This window comes from Streptomyces sp. NPDC005799, assembly GCF_040630525.1.
GTDB lineage: Bacteria > Actinomycetota > Actinomycetes > Streptomycetales > Streptomycetaceae > Streptomyces > Streptomyces griseorubiginosus_B.
The window spans coordinates 1-17,625 of the sequence record NZ_JBEXXQ010000018.1 but is presented as its reverse complement, the minus strand read 5'-3'; the positions used below and the strand labels follow the sequence as shown (position 1 = coordinate 17,625).

14 protein-coding genes and 1 pseudogene are annotated in these 17,625 nt (G+C 70.3%); 7 read left to right on the top strand and 8 right to left on the bottom strand.

Going from position 1 to position 17,625, the window contains the following annotated elements:
- Positions 1–39: 39 nt before the first annotated feature.
- The 5 genes from ABZ453_RS19135 to acnA all read right to left on the bottom strand — a co-directional run bounded on the left by ABZ453_RS19135 (position 40) and on the right by acnA (position 6,508).
- A complete protein-coding gene (locus tag ABZ453_RS19135) occupies positions 40–1,131 on the bottom strand; it encodes a lytic polysaccharide monooxygenase (protein ID WP_359016122.1) in 1,092 nt (363 codons plus the stop codon).
- 209 nt (positions 1,132–1,340) lie between these two features.
- Positions 1,341–1,943 (bottom strand): HD domain-containing protein, encoded by a 603-nt coding sequence (locus ABZ453_RS19130; RefSeq protein ID WP_359016121.1) that lies wholly within the window; start codon positions 1,941–1,943, stop codon positions 1,341–1,343.
- Positions 1,940–3,490: a HAMP domain-containing sensor histidine kinase gene (locus ABZ453_RS19125; RefSeq protein WP_359016120.1), complete on the bottom strand. Its 1,551-nt coding sequence runs from the start codon at positions 3,488–3,490 to the stop codon at positions 1,940–1,942. The genes ABZ453_RS19130 and ABZ453_RS19125 overlap by 4 nt, the downstream gene beginning before the upstream one ends.
- A complete protein-coding gene (locus ABZ453_RS19120; RefSeq protein WP_359016119.1) occupies positions 3,487–3,645 on the bottom strand; it encodes a hypothetical protein in 159 nt (52 codons plus the stop codon). Before ABZ453_RS19120 ends, ABZ453_RS19125 begins: the two co-directional genes overlap by 4 nt.
- 145 nt (positions 3,646–3,790) lie before the next feature.
- Positions 3,791–6,508 (bottom strand): aconitate hydratase AcnA, encoded by a 2,718-nt coding sequence (gene acnA, locus ABZ453_RS19115; protein WP_359016118.1) that lies wholly within the window; start codon positions 6,506–6,508, stop codon positions 3,791–3,793.
- Positions 6,509–6,714: 206 nt separating this feature from the next.
- Between acnA and ABZ453_RS19110 the strand changes: the two genes are divergently transcribed.
- Positions 6,715–7,617 carry a class I SAM-dependent methyltransferase gene (locus ABZ453_RS19110; RefSeq protein WP_359016117.1) on the top strand — a complete coding sequence of 301 codons (903 nt, stop codon included), beginning with the start codon at positions 6,715–6,717 and terminating at the stop codon, positions 7,615–7,617.
- 11 nt (positions 7,618–7,628) lie between these two features.
- Here the strand turns inward: ABZ453_RS19110 and ABZ453_RS19105 are convergent, their stop codons facing one another.
- Complete coding sequence (locus ABZ453_RS19105; RefSeq protein ID WP_359016116.1) at positions 7,629–8,156, bottom strand: hypothetical protein; 528 nt, start codon at positions 8,154–8,156, stop codon at positions 7,629–7,631.
- A gap of 4 nt (positions 8,157–8,160) precedes the next feature.
- The gene (locus tag ABZ453_RS19100) at positions 8,161–10,512 is read right to left on the bottom strand and encodes an excinuclease ABC subunit UvrA (protein WP_359016115.1); all 2,352 of its coding nucleotides are present in this window, start codon (positions 10,510–10,512) and stop codon (positions 8,161–8,163) included.
- Between the two features lie 171 nt (positions 10,513–10,683).
- Here ABZ453_RS19100 and ABZ453_RS19095 point away from each other — a divergent pair, with 171 nt between their 5' ends.
- The 6 genes from ABZ453_RS19095 (at position 10,684) to ABZ453_RS19070 (ending at position 16,986) form a co-directional block, all read left to right on the top strand.
- A complete protein-coding gene (locus ABZ453_RS19095) occupies positions 10,684–10,881 on the top strand; it encodes a DUF4236 domain-containing protein (RefSeq protein ID WP_133046062.1) in 198 nt (65 codons plus the stop codon).
- A gap of 64 nt (positions 10,882–10,945) precedes the next feature.
- Positions 10,946–12,475: a UDP-N-acetylglucosamine 1-carboxyvinyltransferase gene (locus ABZ453_RS19090; RefSeq protein ID WP_359016114.1), complete on the top strand. Its 1,530-nt coding sequence runs from the start codon at positions 10,946–10,948 to the stop codon at positions 12,473–12,475.
- Positions 12,476–12,846: 371 nt separating this feature from the next.
- Positions 12,847–13,503 (top strand): lamin tail domain-containing protein, encoded by a 657-nt coding sequence (locus ABZ453_RS19085; protein ID WP_359016113.1) that lies wholly within the window; start codon positions 12,847–12,849, stop codon positions 13,501–13,503.
- 208 nt (positions 13,504–13,711) lie between these two features.
- Positions 13,712–15,346, top strand: a complete 1,635-nt coding sequence (boxC, locus tag ABZ453_RS19080; RefSeq protein WP_359016112.1) for a 2,3-epoxybenzoyl-CoA dihydrolase — start codon at positions 13,712–13,714, stop codon at positions 15,344–15,346.
- Positions 15,347–15,350: 4 nt separating this feature from the next.
- The gene (gene boxB, locus ABZ453_RS19075; protein WP_359016111.1) at positions 15,351–16,772 is read left to right on the top strand and encodes a benzoyl-CoA 2,3-epoxidase subunit BoxB; all 1,422 of its coding nucleotides are present in this window, start codon (positions 15,351–15,353) and stop codon (positions 16,770–16,772) included.
- A 10-nt stretch (positions 16,773–16,782) separates the two neighbouring features.
- On the top strand, positions 16,783–16,986 hold the full coding sequence (locus ABZ453_RS19070) for a hypothetical protein (RefSeq protein ID WP_359016110.1): 204 nt from the start codon (positions 16,783–16,785) through the stop codon (positions 16,984–16,986).
- Here ABZ453_RS19070 and ABZ453_RS19065 read toward each other — a convergent pair.
- Positions 16,905–17,318: pseudogene (locus ABZ453_RS19065) on the bottom strand (alpha/beta hydrolase); the annotation flags it as partial. The gene ABZ453_RS19070 and the pseudogene ABZ453_RS19065 sit on opposite strands and share 82 nt — an antisense overlap.
- Positions 17,319–17,625: the final 307 nt, after the last annotated feature.

Genomic DNA, 17,625 nt, shown 5'->3' with positions numbered 1-17,625 from the left:
GGGCGACACACCGCCACCGGGTCCGCCCTGAGCGGTTCCTCAACCGACGCGACAGGGCAGGGTCGTCGCGCTGTCCCCGCCGTCACCCTGGACCACGTACCCGAAGGTGGCGCTCTGTGCCGGACTGAGCGAGCCGTTCCAGTCGGCGTTGTGGACCATCACGTCCTGGCCGGTGTAGGTCGCGTTGCCGTTCCACAGGCTCGCGACCCGCTGGCCGCCCGGCAGCGTCCAGTCGACCATCCAGCCGAGCATCGGGACGTCGCCGGTGTTGGTGACGGTCACCTCGGACTGGTAGCCGCCGTTCCAGCTGTTGGTCGTCCTGCGGGTGGCCGAGCAGGTGCCCGGGACGGGGTCGGTCGGGTTGCCCGGGTCGTGAACGCCCGTCACCTCGCCGTTGCCGCCGTCGAAGACGACGTCGGAGCAGGAGTAGAAGGTCTCCGCGCTGTCCGAGCGCTGCCACACCATGTAGATGATGTGCCGCCCCGACTTGTTCGCCGGGAGCTTGCCGGTCCAGGAGTAGTGGGCCTCGACCGTGCCCGGGGTGCCGTTGAGCGGTGGGTGGTCGACCGTGAGGAAGGGCTTGTCCTCGATGTCGTCCCAGGTGAGGGGCTTGGTCGGGTCGTAGCCGTCCTTGGTGACGTAGACGTGGAACCAACCCGGGTGCGCGGCCCAGGCGTTGTAGGAGAAGTCGACGGTCGCACCCGAGGTGAGGTGGGTGAGCGGCCAGTCGTTACGCGGGAGGTTGAAGCCCGTGAAGTTGGGGTTGCCGCCGCTGCACAGCTCCCCGTCCGGGACGAAGCCGCGGGTGCGGCCGGCGCCGTCGGAGCGCAGGACGGAGAACCAGTTGTAGAACGGGGTGGTGCCGCTGACCTGTTGGGCCGCCTTGCAGGCGGGGTTCACGGGTTTGATCTCGCCGGTGTCGGTCAGCCCGTCCTGCCAGCACAGGAAGGTACGGCTGCCGGGTTTCATGGGGGTGCCGTGGGCCTGCGCCGTGCCGCCCGCGGTGACGACGAGGGCGAAGGCGGGGACGGTGGCGAGGAGCGAGACGAGGATGAGGAAGAGGGCTCGGGTGGGGGTCGTTAATCGGCGCGGGGAGCCGGGTGCCGATCGGGAGCGTTTTGTCAGGATCATGACAGTCGGATTCCTTCGATACGGCCGTACGGACGCGGGTGCCGGTGGTGTGCGGACATGAGCGGGGTGGGCGCGCCGGAGGCGGCGGGTTCCGGTCCGCCACCCACATGGGAGCGCTCCCACCCCACCTGTTGCGGAAGTTAGCGCGAATGGGCGCGACTGTAAACCGGGAGCGCGGCTCAGGTCGTCCGGTGCACGGGATGGGCGGCTCAGGTCGTCCGGTGCACGGGATGGGCGGCCTGGAAGGCCAGTCGTCCGTCGGCCCGGGAGGCGATGGACATGAGCAGGTCGTCGAAGGACAGGAACTCCTCCCAGGCTGTACGGCCACTGTGCGCCGCGAGCCGCGCGACCACCAGGTCCTCCGGTTCCTGCGCCCGCTTGCCCTTCCAGACCTTGTCGGCGACGCTCACCAGCAGGTCCTCCAGCCGGACCTCCGGCCCGTTCCAGTCGGCGTGCGTCGCGGCGAAGCGGGCCAGCCGCGGTTCGACCCCGCGCGCCAGCAGCAGCTCGCGCCCCGCGCTCTCGTGGGCGGAGCCCGGGCCGGACAGCTCGGCGAGGTGCACCGCCTTGCCGATGTCGTGCGTGGCCGCCCCGAACAGCACGGCTTCGGCGTCCAGTTGCAGGGCCGGGTACGCACGTTCCACCCAGGTCACGAGCTGGTGCGCCACGTCGTGCACGGCTCGGAGGTGGGCCGCGAGGCGGGGTGGGGCCGCCAAGTCCCGGAGCAGTTCGGCCACTTGGGGCGGCAGGGGCCGCAGGGGCGGATCACCTGGGTCGTCGAGGGCGCGCTGGAGGGGGTCGGTTGTCGTCACGGGGTCAGGGTAGGGGCGCTTTCCTGTCGTACCGCGCTGTCGGGGCGATCGGTCTCGCGGTGCTCAGGGACACCGTCGGCGCTCGCGGTCGGCAGCTCCACCGTGAACTCCGTGTGGCCCGGGCGGCTCTCCACGCCGATCCGGCCTCCGTGGGCGCCCACGATCGCCGCCGCGACGGCCAGTCCCAGCCCGGAGCCGCCCGCCGAACCCGGCGCGCGGGCCCTGGAGGTGTCGGCCCGGGTGAAGCGTTCGAAGACCGTCGGCAGCAGCTCGGCCGGGATCCCCGGCCCGTCGTCGCGTACCCGGATCACACAGCGCTCCCCCGCCGTCTCCACCTCCGCCGTCACGCTCGTGCCGCCCGGTGTGTGCGTCCGGGCGTTGGCCAGCAGGGCCGCCACCACCTGGTGCAGACGCCTCATGTCGCCGGTGACCACGGCCGGGGCCTCGTCCAGGCGCAGCGCGAGCCGCCAGTCGTGACCGTCGCCCGCCGCCCGCGCGTCCCACAGCGCCTCGGCGACGACGGCCGCGAGGTCGACCTCGCCCGACTCCAGGGGCCGGCCCTCGTCCAGCCGTGCAAGCAGCAGCAGGTCCTCCACCAGGCCGGTCATCCGGGCCGACTCGGCCGAGACCCGGCGCCAGGCCAGGACCGGTTCGACACGGCCCGCGCCGCGGTTCATCAGTTCCGCGTACCCGGCGATGGCGGCCAGCGGAGTGCGCAGCTCATGGCCGGCGTCGGCCAGGAAGCGCCGCATGCGTTCCTCGCTGTGCCGCATGCGTTCCTCGCCGCGCCGGCGTTCGGCGAGGGAGGACTCGATGTGGTCGATCATCCGGTTGAGCGCGGCGCCGACCTGCCCGGCCTCGCTGCCGGGGTCGGTGTCCCGGGCCGGGACCCGGGTGAGGCCGATGACCTCGCCGCGGTCGAGCCGGGCCCGGGAGACCTCGACCGCGGTGGCGGCGACCCGGCCGAGGGGGCGCAGCTGGCGTCGGATGACCGCCGCGCAGACGACGCCGGCCGCGGTCAGCCCGAGCGCGGCGACCCCGGCCTCGGCGAGCACCAGCGCGGCGAGCGTGTGCCGTACGTCGTCCATGGGCAGCCCGGTCAGGACGCGTACGCCCCCGCTCTGGGCGGCGGCGACACGGTAGGTGCCGAGGCCGGGGAGGGTGCGGGTGTGCTCGGAGCCGTCGGGGGCGATGCCCCGCAGGGCGGCGCGCTGGGCGGCGGTGAGGTCGTGCGGCGGGGCGCCCTGGGTGACGCGCGCCGCCGCGAGGACGGTGCCGTCGGCGTCGAGCCGGGCGGCGAGCATCCCGGCGGGGGGTCCGTTCCCGGTGAGGAACGACAGGCTCGTCGGGTCGTCGGGGCGGGACCGGGCGCCGCCCAGGTTGCGTTCGACGGCGTCGGTGACGCGGTCGTCCAGGTTGCCCATCAGATAGCCGCGCTGGACCAGGGCGGTGGTGAGCGCCATCGCGGCGCACACCACGACGAGCGTGGCGGTGACGAACAGCAGCAGGCGCGCGCGCAGGGAGCGGGTGCGCGGGCGGCGGGTCATCTGCCGTCCTCCGTGGGCCCGTTCGTGTGGCCCCTGCCGTACGCGGCGCGGACCGTCAGTGTCCGGGGCCCGTCGACCGGGTGTCGGGGGAAGAACTCGTGGCCGACGGCGATCGCACGGACGTGGACGGAGGGGGACCCCAGGGTGCCTGACATGTCTCGATACTGTCCCGGTCCGCTGTCGGAACCCTGTGTTCAGCCTGAGGGTCGGTGATGACATCGGCTGGAAACGGCGGAAGGGCCGCACCCCCGACATACGGGGATACGGCCCATCCGATGCCCGACTGCCCTGCCGTACCGCTTACTTGCGGATCAGGCTGCGCAGCACGTACTGCATGATGCCGCCGTTGCGGTAGTAGTCGGCCTCACCGGGGGTGTCGATGCGGACGACCGCGTCGAACTCGACGCCGGTGTCGGTGGTGACCTTCACCGTGCGCGGGGTGGTGCCGTTGTTGAGCTCCTCGACGCCGGTGAAGGAGAAGGTCTCCTCGCCGGTCAGACCGAGGGCCTGGGCCGAGCCGCCCTCCGGGAACTGCAGCGGCAGGACGCCCATGCCGATGAGGTTCGAGCGGTGGATGCGCTCGTACGACTCGGCGATGACGGCCTTGACGCCGAGCAACGCGGTGCCCTTCGCGGCCCAGTCGCGGGAGGAACCGGAGCCGTACTCCTTGCCCGCGAGGACGACGAGCGGGATGCCCTGCTCGATGTAGTTGCGGGAGGCGTCGTAGATGAAGGAGACCGGACCGCCGTCCTGCGTGAAGTCGCGGGTGTAGCCGCCCTCGGTGCCCGGCGCGATCTGGTTGCGCAGGCGGATGTTGGCGAACGTACCGCGGATCATGACCTCGTGGTTGCCGCGGCGGGAGCCGTAGCTGTTGAAGTCGCGGCGCTCGACGCCGTGCTCCGTGAGGTACTTGCCGGCCGGGGTGTCGGCCTTGATGGCACCGGCGGGCGAGATGTGGTCCGTCGTCACCGAGTCGCCCAGCTTGGCCAGGACGCGGGCGCCGGAGATGTCGGAGACCGGGGCCGGCTCGTGCTGCATGCCCTCGAAGTAGGGGGGCTTGCGGACGTAGGTCGACTCCGGGTCCCACTCGAAGGTGTTGCCGGTCGGGATGGGCAGCGCCTGCCACTGGGCGTCGCCCGCGAAGACGTCCTGGTAGGACTTGTTGAACATGTCCTCGCCGATGGCGTTCGCCACGACGTCGTTGACCTCGGCCTCGGAGGGCCAGATGTCCTTGAGGAAGACCGGGTTGCCGTCCTGGTCGATGCCCAGGGCGTCCTTGGTGATGTCCACCTTCATGGAGCCCGCGAGGGCGTACGCGACGACCAGCGGCGGGGAGGCCAGGTAGTTCATCTTGACGTCGGGGTTGATCCGGCCCTCGAAGTTGCGGTTGCCGGAGAGGACCGAGGTGACCGCGAGGTCGTGGTCGTTGACGGCCTTGGAGACCTCCTCCGGCAGCGGGCCGGAGTTGCCGATGCAGGTGGTGCAGCCGTAACCGACCAGGTTGAAGCCGACCTTGTCGAGGTACGGGGTCAGGCCCGCCTTGTCGAAGTAGTCGGTGACGACCTTGGAACCCGGGGCGAGGGTGGTCTTGACCCACGGCTTGCGGGTCAGGCCCTTCTCCACGGCCTTCTTCGCGACGAGCGCGGCGGCGACCATGACGTACGGGTTGGAGGTGTTGGTGCAGGAGGTGATCGCGGCGACCGTGACGGCGCCGTGGTCGATCTCGTACGTCGAGCCGTCGGGGGCGGTGACGGTGACCGGGTTGGACGGCACGCCGTTCGGCGCGACGGCCGGGGCGTCGGAGGCCGGGAAGGACTCCTTGCCGGACTCGTCCACGGAGTCGACGTAGTTGAGGACGTCGGACTTGAACTGCTGGGCCGCGTTGGCGAGGACGATACGGTCCTGCGGGCGCTTCGGGCCGGCGATGGAGGGCACGACCGTGGAGAGGTCGAGTTCCAGCTTCTCGGAGAAGTCCGGCTCGGCCTTCGGGTCCAGCCAGAGGCCCTGCTCCTTGGCGTACGCCTCGACGAGCGCGACCTGCTGGTCGGAGCGGCCGGTCAGACGCAGGTAGTTCAGGGTCTCGTCGTCGATCGGGAAGATCGCGGCGGTGGAGCCGAACTCCGGGGACATGTTGCCGATGGTGGCGCGGTTGGCGAGGCTCGTCGCCGCCACGCCCTCGCCGTAGAACTCGACGAACTTGCCGACCACACCGTGCTTGCGCAGCATCTCGGTGATGGTGAGCACCAGGTCGGTGGCGGTGGTGCCGGGCTGCAGCTCACCGGTGAGCTTGAAGCCGACGACGCGCGGGATGAGCATGGAGACCGGCTGGCCGAGCATCGCGGCCTCGGCCTCGATGCCGCCGACGCCCCAGCCGAGGACGCCGAGGCCGTTGACCATGGTGGTGTGCGAGTCGGTGCCGACGAGGGTGTCGGGGTACGCCTGGCCACCCCGGACCATGACCGTGCGGGCCAGGTGCTCGATGTTCACCTGGTGGACGATGCCGGTGCCGGGCGGGACGACCTTGAACTCGTCGAAGGCGGTCTGGCCCCAGCGCAGGAACTGGTAGCGCTCCTTGTTGCGGCCGTACTCCAGCTCGACGTTCTGCTTGAAGGCGTCGTTCGTGCCGAACTTGTCCGCGATGACGGAGTGGTCGATGACCAGCTCGGCGGGCGCAAGCGGGTTGATCTTCGCCGGGTCGCCGCCCAGCTCCTTGACGGCCTCACGCATGGTGGCGAGGTCCACGACACAGGGAACGCCGGTGAAGTCCTGCATGATCACGCGGGCGGGCGTGAACTGGATCTCCTGGCTGGGCTGGGCCTGGGAGTCCCAGCCGCCCAGGGCGCGGATGTGGTCGGCGGTGATGTTCGCGCCGTCCTCGGTGCGGAGCAGGTTCTCCAGCAGGACCTTGAGGCTGTACGGCAGTCGGGCCGAGCCCTCCACCTTGTCCAGCCGGAAGATCTCGTACGACTCGTCGCCCACCTGCAGCGTGCTGCGGGCGTCGAAGCTGTTCGCCGACACGACAGTCTCCTTCATTGATGTGCGCGTACCACCGTCCATCGTGCCGCCACGCCGACTCGGCCGGTCCGGTCAGGTCAGGCTAAGTTAGGTTTGCCTTACTGGAGCGGCGGCCACGGTGCGCCTCGGCAGATATCTCGATGTCGAGATAACTCTAGTACATGGGCGCTGGATGGTCATGCCCGGCCTCGCGCCGGTGGCGTCGCCGGGTGACCTGTCTCAGTCCGCTCGGCTATCTCCTGGGGGTGGAGGGTGTCGCGTTGCTGCGCGGTTTCCGGGAGGGAAGCGCCGACCGCGCCTTCGTCGAGGCCCGGCTCACCGAGATACGACGGCTGCTGGAAACCGCCTCGCTCGTGCAGGCCGAAGCCGTCACGGCGGCTCTCGGCACGATCGGCACGGCCGAGGTGTACCGGTCCTGGGCACCGCACTACGACGCGCCCGGCAACCAGATGATCGACGTCGAGCAGCCGGTCGTACGGCGCCTGCTGGACGGCCTGCCCGTCGTTACGGCGCTCGACGCCGCCTGCGGGACCGGTCGGCACACCGCTCACCTGCACGGGCTCGGCCACCGGGTGATCGGCGTGGACGCCTCACCGGAGATGCTAACGCGGGCCCGCGAGCGACTGCCGGACGTCGGGTTCCTCCAGGCCGATCTGCACCGGCTTCCGCTGCCCGACGACGCGGTCGACACGGTCGTCTGCACGCTCGCGCTCACCCACGTCCCCGAACTGGCGCCCGTGCTGGCCGAGTTCGCCCGGGTACTGCGTCCCGGCGGACACCTGGTGATCTCGGACGCGCATCTGACGGGGTCCTACCTCCGGCCCACGCTTCCCCGCCGCCCCGGCCCCGACGGCCGCCCCTCATTGCTGGCGGAACACCATCGCCCGCTCAGCGCCTACCTGGCGGCGGCCCTCCCCCTCGGCTTCCGGGTCCGCCACTGCGAGGAACCCCACCGTCCGTGCGCTCCTCTCCCCCCACCGCCCGACCCCCTCCCCACCGACATGTCCTGGGACCTCCTCCACTGGATCCCGGAGGCCTCCGCCATGGCACTGGGCGACTCCCCACTGGTGGTCGTGTGGCACTTCGAGCTGGAGGACCCCGGGGAGAAGTGACGGCCGCCGTCTCACCCGAGCCGCAACCCGTACTCGCCGAGCCATCCCGCCAGTGTCTGGCGGGAGGTCGTGACCAGACTCCCGCCGGTGAACCGGACGTCCTCGGTGACCTCCGCCGCACACCCGACCGGCGGCACGAAAGCCAGGGCCGCCTCGTCGCTGTCGAACTCGGCCTCCGCCAGAACCAGGCCCGCGAGCGGCCCGTCGAAGACGTCGACTCCCAACGGGGGCACGCTCAGCCGCGTCTTGGTGAGTACCGCGGCCGGCAGCGAGGCGAGCAGGTCGTACTCGGCCGGGGACAGGTACGTGTTGGTGATGCACCCCTGCACGGCACCGGGCCGCTCGGCGGGGATCTTCTGGGTGAGTTTGAGCTCCGGTCCCCCGCCGTCCCGGCGCTCGGACCGCCGTAGCCGCAGCCGGGTCCCCGGCAGATAGCGGTCGGTGATCAAGCGGGTGGCGGTGACCGACGCGGGAGCGGGAGGCGCTTCCAGGAGGAAACGTCTCTCCCGCTCGACGCGCGCGTACTTTCCCGGGCGCATGCCCCTAGCCGGCCACGTACTTCGCCAGGTGTTCGCCGGTGAGGGTGGGACGGGACGCGGCCAGGGCGGACGGGGTGCCCTCGAAGACGATGCGGCCGCCGTCGTGGCCCGCGCCGGGGCCCAGGTCGATGATCCAGTCGGCGTGCGCCATGACCGCCAGGTGGTGCTCGACCACGATGACGGACTTGCCGGAGTCGACCAGGCGGTCGAGGAGGCCGAGGAGTTGCTCGACGTCCGCGAGGTGGAGGCCCGCGGTCGGCTCGTCGAGGACGTAGATCCCGCCCTTCTCGGCCATGTGCGTGGCCAGCTTCAGGCGCTGGCGCTCACCGCCGGAGAGGGTGGTGAGCGGCTGGCCGAGGGTGAGGTAGCCGAGCCCGACGTCGGCGAGGCGGGTGAGCACGCGGTGCGCGGCCGGGGTCGCCGCCTCCCCGCCGCCGAAGAACTCCACCGCCTCGGTGACCGGCATCGCCAGCACCTCGCTGATGTCCCGCCCGCCGAGCCGGTACTCCAGCACCGAGGCCTGGTACCGCTTGCCCTCGCAGTCCTCACAGGTGCTGGCGACGCCCGCCATCATCGCGAGGTCGGTGTAGACGACACCGGCGCCGTTGCAGGTCGGGCAGGCTCCCTCGGAGTTGGCGCTGAACAGGGCCGGCTTCACCCCGTTGGCCGAGGCGAACGCCTTGCGGATCGGGTCGAGCAGTCCGGTGTACGTCGCCGGGTTGCTGCGCCTGGAGCCCTTGATGGCACCCTGGTCGACCGAGACGACGTTCGCGCCGGGCGGGATCGAGCCGTGGACGAGGGAGCTCTTGCCGGAGCCCGCCACACCGGTGACCACGCAGAGCACCCCGAGCGGGACGTCGACGTCGACGCTTTGCAGGTTGTGGGCGCTCGCACCCCGGATCTCCAGCTGTCCGGTCGGCTTGCGCACACTCTCCTTCAGGCCCGCCCGGTCGGCGAGATGACGGCCGGTGACGGTGTCGCCGGAGCGCAGGCCCTCGACAGTGCCCTCGAAGCAGACGGTGCCGCCCGCCGTACCGGCGCCGGGGCCGAGGTCGACGACGTGGTCGGCGATGGCGATGGTCTGCGGCTTGTGCTCGACGACGAGCACCGTGTTGCCCTTGTCCCGCAGGCGCAGCAGCAGTTCGTTCATCCGCTGGATGTCGTGCGGGTGCAGGCCGGTGGTCGGCTCGTCGAAGACGTACGTCACGTCCGTGAGCGAGGAGCCGAGATGGCGGATCATCTTGACGCGCTGCGCCTCACCGCCCGACAGCGTGCCCGAGGGCCGGTCCAGCGCGAGATAGCCGAGGCCGATCTCGGAGAAGGAGTCGAGGGACTGCTGCAACGCGGTCAGCAGCGGGGCGACCGACGGCTCCTCCAGCCCGCGGACCCACTCGGCGAGGTCCGTGATCTGCATCGCGCAGGCGTCGGCGATGCTGATCCCCTTGATCTTCGAGGCGCGGGCCCCCTCGGCGAGCCGGGTGCCGTCGCACTCGGGGCAGGTGGTGAAGGTGACGGCCCGCTCCACGAACTCCCGGATGTGCGGCTGCATCGCCTCCTTGTCCTTGGAGAGCATCGACTTCTGGATCCGCGGGATCAGACCCTCGTACGTCATGTTGATGCCCGCGATCTTCATACGGGTCGGCTCGCGGTGCAGGAAGTCGTGGAGTTCGCGCTTGGTGTACTTGCTGATCGGCTTGTCCGGGTCGAAGAAGCCGGACTCGATGTAGAGACGCGAGTTCCAGCCGCCGCCCTTGTAGCCGGGGACGGTGATGGCGCCCTCGTTCAGCGACAGGGAGTCGTCGTAGAGCTGGGCGAGGTCGAGGTCGGTGACGTTGCCGCGGCCCTCGCAGCGGGGGCACATGCCGCCGGTCCGCTCGAAGGTCGCCTTCACCGCTTTCCTGGCGCCCTTCTGGACGGTGATGGCGCCGGCCGCGCGGACCGAGGGGACGTTGAAGGCGTACGCGCTCGGCGGGCCGATGTGCGGTGTGCCGAGCCGGCTGAAGAGGATCCGCAGCATCGCGTTGGCGTCGGTGGCGGTGCCGACGGTGGAGCGGGGGTCGCCGCCCAGACGCTGCTGGTCGACGATGATCGCGGTGGTCAGACCGTCCAGGACGTCCACCTCGGGCCGGGCGAGCGTCGGCATGAAGCCCTGCACGAAGGCGCTGTAGGTCTCGTTGATGAGCCGCTGCGACTCGGCGGCGATGGTGTCGAAGACGAGCGAGCTCTTGCCCGATCCGGAGACACCGGTGAAGACCGTCAGCCGGCGCTTCGGGATCTCGATGCTGACGTCCTTGAGGTTGTTCTCACGCGCGCCGTGCACGCGGATCAGGTCATGGCTGTCGGCGGCGTGGCTCATCGTGTCTCCAGCTTCTCGGGCGGCCTGACTGGCTCGATCCAACGCTATGCGGGCGCCGCCGGTCGGCGCTTCTCGAATCCTGACCGCTTCCCGGACGATCAACGGGATCGGCCATCGGGAGGCCAAGTCGGGGTAACCGGACAGGAAACAGCCCGCTCGGAAGGAGGCACGATGCCCCTCACGTTCCGCAAGAGTTTCCGGATACTGCCCGGCGTGCGCCTGAACATCAACCGGCACTCCTGGTCCATCACCACTGGCGGCAAGAACGGTCCGCGGCACACCCACAGCAGCACGGGACGTCGTACGACATCGATGGATTTGCCCGGACCTTTCGGGTGGCGGAAGACCCACACCGCCAAGCGCCACTGACGGGGCATCACCCGAACGGATCCCCCGAGATGCCCCATCTCATATCTGAGATAGCCTCAACCCCATGGCAGACGACTACCTCGTACGCATCGGCAAGCTCATCCGTGACGCCCGGCAGCACCGAGGCTGGACACAGGCCCAACTGGCGGAGGCGCTGGGTACCAGCCAGAGTGCTGTGAACCGCATCGAGCGGGGCAATCAGAACATCAGCCTTGAGATGATCGCCCGGATCGGTGAAGCACTCGAGAGCGAAATCGTCTCGCTGGGCTACGCGGGACCGATGCATCTGCGGGTGGTCGGCGGCCGCCGGCTCTCGGGGGCCATCGACGTCAAGACGAGCAAGAACGCGTGCGTGGCGCTGCTGTGTGCGTCCCTGCTCAACAAGGGGCGCACCGTGCTGCGCCGGGTCGCCCGGATCGAGGAGGTCTACCGCCTCCTGGAGGTGCTCAACTCCATCGGCGTGCGCACCCGTTGGATCAACGACGGGGTGGACCTGGAGATCGTGCCGCCGGCCGAGCTCGACATGGCGGCGATCGACGCCGACGCGGCCGTGCGCACGCGGTCCATCATCATGTTCTTCGGCCCGCTGCTGCACCGGATGGACCGCTTCAAGCTGCCCTACGCCGGCGGCTGCGACCTGGGCACCCGCACCATCGAGCCGCACATGATCGCGCTCAGGCGGTTCGGGCTGGACATCGCCGCCACCGAGGGCCACTACCACGCCCAGGTGGACCGGGCGGTCCGGCCCGACCGTCCGATCGTGCTGACCGAGCGCGGGGACACCGTCACCGAGAACGCGCTGCTGGCCGCCGCCCGGCACGACGGCGTGACCGTCATCCGCAACGCCTCCTCCAACTACATGGTGCAGGACCTGTGCTTCTTCCTGGAGGCGCTCGGCGTCAAGGTCGAGGGCATCGGCAGCACGACGCTCACCGTGCACGGCGTGCCGGACATCGACACCGACGTCGACTACTCCCCCTCCGAGGACCCGGTCGAGGCGATGAGCCTGCTGGCCGCGGCCGTCGTCACCGAGTCGGAGCTGACGGTCCGCCGAGTGCCCATCGAGTTCCTGGAGATCGAGCTCGCGGTCCTGGAGGAGATGGGCCTGGAGAACGACCGCACCCCGGAGTACGTCGCGGACAACGGCCGCACCCGGCTGGTGGACCTCACCGTCCGGCCCTCCAAGCTCGAGGCACCGATCGACAAGATCCACCCCATGCCCTTCCCGGGCCTGAACATCGACAACGTCCCGTTCTTCGCGGCCATCGCGGCCGTGGCCCAGGGCAAGACCCTCATCCACGACTGGGTCTACGACAACCGGGCGATCTATCTCACCGACCTCAACCGTCTCGGCGGCCGTCTCCAACTCCTCGACCCGCACCGCGTCCTGGTCGAGGGCCCGACCCGCTGGCGGGCGGCCGAGATGATGTGCCCGCCCGCCCTGCGCCCCGCCGTCGTCGTCCTCCTGGCGATGATGGCCGCGGAGGGCACGTCCGTCCTGCGCAACGTGTACGTCATCAACCGCGGTTACGAGGACCTGGCCGAGCGCCTGAACTCGATCGGGGCGCAGATCGAGATCTTCCGGGACATCTGACAGGTGATGGGGCGCCCCCTCCGGGGGGGCGCCCTTTTGCGTTGGGCCGTTACTCACTTTCGGGTGACGGCGTTCTCGCAGGTGGGGTGGCGGGGACTGGCGGACAGATGCCACATTCCAGTGTTTTCAAGGGTGAACGATCCCATATCCCGTCAACCTGGTGCATTCGGCCGATAAATGGTCGATACAGCCGAGAGTCATAGATATCTGTTGGATCTGTAATGACGCACGCATTTCCCTCACCGGACGTGGGGATTCCGTGCAGGGTGTGGATGTGCGGCCGACCGGTCGCCACCCGCACAACACACCCCGCCGACCTGCGGTTTCATCGCCGTGGCCGGGGTGTTCCACCCTTGCGAAGGGGGACACTCGTGTCCGTTACTGCTTCCGTCCGTCGTCTGACAGCCGCCGCCGCGGTCGCCGCCGCCGTGGTCGGTGCCGCCGCGCTCCCCGCCGCGGCCGCCGACCACCAGCCCGGCCGCGCGTACCACGGCTCGGTGTTCATCAGCGCCGTGCACCACGCCTCCCCGTGGCGTGACGGCCGGGGCAACCGGTCGCTGAACGCGGAGTGGGCGGACATCACCAACGACTCCCGCCGGGCGGTGAACCTGGACCACTGGACGCTGTCCGACCGGCAGGGCCACACCTACACCTTCCATCACGTCCTGCTCCAGGGCCGTGCGACCGTCCGCGTCCACACCGGTCTGGGCCGGGACACCGGGAGCGATGTCTACCAGGACCGTAGCGGGTACGTGTGGGACCGGAACTCCGACACCGCGACCCTGCGTGACGAGCGCGGCCGTCTGGTCGACGAGACCTCCTGGGGCCGCCACGACCGCGACGGCCGGCGCGACGGGGACCGCCGTCACGACCGGGGCGGCTGGCGCGACGGGGACCGCCGCCATGACCGCGACGGCGGCCGCCACGACCGCGACGGCCGGCACGACGGAGACGGCCGCCACGACCGCGACGGTGGGCACGACCGCGACGGTGGGCGCAACGGGCACGGGGGCGACCGCCGCGCCTGACCGACCCGGCACGCCGGCCTGATCCCGGCTGACTGACTGGTGGCGCGCTGCCCGGAGGGCGGCGCGCCACCGGTGCGTTGCCGCTTCCGCCCCCTTCTCGCGCACGGAACGACGCCTCCTTTTTGTTCTACAGAACCTTGACGCACTAAAGCACTTCTGTAGACCATCGGGACATCGGTACCCGCACCGGCGCGAGGAGGCGCTCGGCATGGTGGAGGTGTCCTTCGACCGGAGCCCGGAGACGTACCGGCACTGGAGGCTGCGTACGGACGGGCCGGTCGCCTGGCTGGAGCTGGACGTCGACGAGGACGGCGGGCTGGTGCCGGGTTACGAACTGAAGCTGAACTCCTACGACCTCGGTGTGGACATCGAGCTGTACGACGCCGTGCAGCGGCTGCGCTTCGAGCACCCGGAAGTCCGGGCCGTGGTGCTGACCAGCGCCAAGGAGAAGGTGTTCTGCGCGGGCGCCAACATCCGTATGCTCGCCGCCTCCCCGCACGAGTGGAAGGTGAACTTCTGCAAGTTCACCAACGAGACCCGCAATGGCATGGAGGACGCCTCCGAGCACTCCGGGATCACCTTCATCGCGGCCGTCAACGGCTCCTGCGCGGGCGGCGGTTACGAGCTGGCGCTGGCCTGCGACCTGATTCTGCTGATCGACGACAACTCCTCGGCCGTCGCGCTGCCCGAGGTGCCGCTCCTGGGCGTGCTGCCCGGCACCGGCGGCCTGACCCGGCTCACGGACAAGCGGCGGGTGCGCAAGGACCTCGCCGACGTCTTCGCCACCCGGAGCGACGGGGTGCGCGGCAAGACCGCCGTGGACTGGCGGCTGGTGGACGAGATCGTGCCGCGCCGGGACTTCCGGGCGGTCGTCGAGCAGCGGGCCCGGGAGGCGGCGGCGCGCCATCCCCGGCCCGCGGACGTGCGGGGTGTCCGACTCGCGCCGCTGGAACGCGAGATCAGCGACGCCGGGATTCTCTACCGGCATGTGCGCGCCGAGTTCGACCGGGCGCTCGGGCTCGTCCGGATCACCGTCCGCGGGCCGGAGGACGGCACCGACGGGTGGCTGCTCGGCCTCACCCGTGAACTCGACGACCTGATCCTGAGGCTGCGGGCCAACGAGCCCGAGCTGGGCACCTGGGTGCTGCGCACCGAGGGCGACCCGGACCTCGTACTGGCCCAGGAGCTGCGGCTGTTGAGCGCCCGGGCGGACGGTGACTGGCTCGCCGACGAGATCCTGCACTACTACAAGCGCACCCTGAAGCGTCTCGACGTCACCAGCCGCAGTCTCGTCGCGCTGATCGAGCCCGGGAGCTGCTTCGCCGGACTGCTGCTGGAGTTGGCCCTCGCCTGCGATGTGCAGTACATGCTGGACGGGCCGCCCGTCGAGGACCCGGACAGTGAAGAACGGGCGCAACTGCGGCTGTCCACAGTCAACTTCGGGGCGTTCCCGATGGGCAACGGGCTGTCCCGGCTCGCGTCCCGCTTCTACGGGGACGACGACCACCTCGACTGGCTGCGCCGTGAGGCGACCGGGCACCCCCTGACCCCCGCCCAGGCCCGCGAGCTCGGGCTCGTCACCGACGCGCCCGACGACATCGACTGGGAGGACGAGGTCCGCCTGGTACTGGAGAACCGGGCGGCGCTGAGTCCCGACGCGCTGACCGGGATGGAGGCCAACCACCGCTTCGTCGGCCCCGAGACGATGGAGACCAAGATCTTCGGCCGGCTCAGCGCCTGGCAGAACTGGATCTTCGTACGGCCGGGCGCGTCCGGTCCGCAGGGCGCGTTGCGCCGCTACGGCACCGGGCAGCGGGCCGTCTACGACCGGAAGCGAGTGTGATCCGATGCCCACGGCCGTCGACTACGACGCCAAGATCCCCAACAACGTCGGCCTCGCCGACGACCGGCGGCTGCAGCGGGCCCTGGAGGGCTGGCAGCCCAGGTTCCTCGGCTGGTGGGGCGAGATGGGCCCCGCTCTGGACAACCACGGTGTCTACCTGCGCACGGCCGTGTCGGTGGGCCGGGACGGCTGGGCGCACTTCGACCATGTCCATGTGCCCGACTACCGCTGGGGCATCTTCCTGGCCGAGCCCACCCCGGACCGCCGTATCGCCTTCGGCGAGCACAAGGGCGAGCCGGTGTGGCAGCAGGTGCCCGGCGAGTACCGCGCCGACCTGCAACGGCTCATCGTCGTCCAGGGCGACACCGAGCCCGCGTCGGTCGAGCAGCAGCGGCTGCTGGGGCTGAGCGCGCCGAGCCTGTACGACCTGCGCAACCTCTTCCAGGTCAACGTCGAGGAGGGACGGCACCTGTGGGCGATGGTGTACCTGCTGCACGCCTACTTCGGCCGTGAGGGGCGGGAGGAGGCCGAGGCTCTGCTGTACCGCAACTCCGGCAGCCCCGACTCGCCGCGCATCCTGGGCGCGTTCAACGAGGAGACCGCCGACTGGCTGGCCTTCTACATGTTCACGTACTTCACCGACCGGGACGGCAAGTACCAGTTGGGCTCGTTGAAGGAGAGCGCCTTCGATCCACTGTCGCGGACCTGCACCTTCATGCTGAAGGAGGAGGCCCACCACATGATGGTGGGGACGACCGGGGTCGACCGGGTGGTCGCCCGCAGTGCCCAACTCGTCGTGGAGAACGACACGTTGGACATCGCCGCGTGCGGTGGGATACCGCTCGACATCATCCAGAAGTACATCAACTTCCACTACACCGTCTCCCTCGACCTGTTCGGGAGCGAGACCTCCACCAACGCGGCCAACTACTACACGGCGGGGCTCAAGGGCCGCTGGCAGGAGGAGCGCCGGGGCGACGACCACCGGCTCACCGAGGACGGTGTGCGGTTGGACAAGCCCGCCGGGGACGGCACCTGGGGGGCCGACGAGGTCCCCGCGCTGCTCGCCCTCAACCTCGACCTGCGCGACGAGTACATCGCCGACTGCCGGACCGGCGTCAATCGCTGGAACCGGATCCTGGAGGACCACGGCATCGACGTCCGCTTCCGCCTCCCCCACCCGGGCTTCAACCGCCAGGTCGGCCTCGCCTCCGGCCACCACGTCACCCCCGACGGCACGATCGTCGACGAGCGGACCTGGGAGGCGAACCGGTGCCACTGGCTGCCCACCGCCGAGGACCTGGCGTTCGTACGGTCGCTGATGCGGCCGGTGTACGAGCGCGGGCGGATCGCGAGCTGGGTGGCGCCGCCGGTCAACGGGATCAACGGCAAACCGTTCGACTACGAGTACGTCCGACTGGTGTGAGGCGGCCCCCATGCCCGAGCTGTTCAACGCGGCGGACTGGCTGGTCGACCGGCAGGTCGACGAGGGCAACGGCGGCCGTACCGCCGTCGTCACGCCGACGCGGAGCCTGACGTACGGGGAACTGGCCGAGGGGCCGATCTCCGGGAGTTCCTGGAAGGCGCCCAGGGTCGCCCGCCACTCGGGGACGGCGCGCTCGGCGAGGTGGGCGTTGTAGCGGACCACGATCGGGCCTTCCGGCTCGCCCGCCTCCCTCGCCCGGTACAGCTCGGCGATCTCCTGCTCGTCGTACGCCGTGCGCGGCCTCTCGCCGTGGCCGGGCGCGTCGATGACGGCGACATGGAAGCCGCGGGCGACGAGGAGCCGTGCGCGGCCCGACATCGCGGGCCACTTCTTGTGGGTGCCGCCGCCGTGGCCCATCAGGACGAGGGGTGCGCGGTCGGCGCCGGAGAGCGGCGACCAGAGGACGCCGGGGATGTCGCCCAGGGTGAAGTCGCGTTCGCGCATGCCGTTGGCGGACGACTCGGTGGTGAAGCGCACAGAGGACATAGGTGTGGCCTTTCGGGAGTGCCTGGTGGTGGAGGCGCTCCCGGCGACACCCGCGTCAGTCGCCGGACCGTGGAGAAAGAGGGAGCACCCACGTCGATACAGCGTTCATGGGTCTCACCTCCTCGCTCGGTCGCACGGCCGACCGCAAGCTAGCAGCAGGGACCCGCGGGCCGGCAACTGCTTTTTGCAGGGCCGCTTTGCGGCCCTAGTCCCAATGCCGCTGACTTTGGGGTGAGTTGCTTGTAGCTTGTGGCTGGGAGGGTGCTGGTGCCACGGGCTGGGCAGGTGAAGCCGCCGGTTGAGGAGC